This window comes from Mesorhizobium sp. M00.F.Ca.ET.216.01.1.1, from assembly GCF_004010325.2.
Lineage (GTDB): Bacteria > Pseudomonadota > Alphaproteobacteria > Rhizobiales > Rhizobiaceae > Mesorhizobium.
This window is the reverse complement of the sequence record NZ_SADR02000300.1, coordinates 1-343: the sequence shown is the minus strand read 5'-3', so window position 1 is coordinate 343 and position 343 is coordinate 1. Positions and strand designations below refer to the sequence as shown.

Genomic DNA, 343 nt, shown 5'->3' with positions numbered 1-343 from the left:
GTCCCTGAGATGTCCATAGGCCTCCTCGTGCCGGCCCGGATGGTAGGCAAGCCCGCCGTCGAGCAAGGCGGCACCGACGGCGAGCGAGGCGCGGGTCGCGTTGCTGAGGAAACGCCGCTCGGGTGCAATGCCTTCGAGGTGCTGGTGAAACAGTTCGCGCTCGCGCTCGGCTTCGGCGAATCGCCTCAACGTCGCATGCGCGACGCCCCTGGCGTAGTGCTGCATGGCCGCCGTCAGCACATAGAGGCCGGGCTCGGCGACCCTTGGTTCATCGATGATCTCCTGCCACCGACCGAAGCGCACCAACACGTGCGATTTCATCGCATGATAGCCTTCCACGGTC

At 65.9% G+C, this 343-nt stretch carries 1 pseudogene; it reads right to left on the bottom strand.

The window, feature by feature from the left end:
- Window positions 1-343: pseudogene (locus tag EN859_RS36205) on the bottom strand (hypothetical protein); the annotation flags it as partial.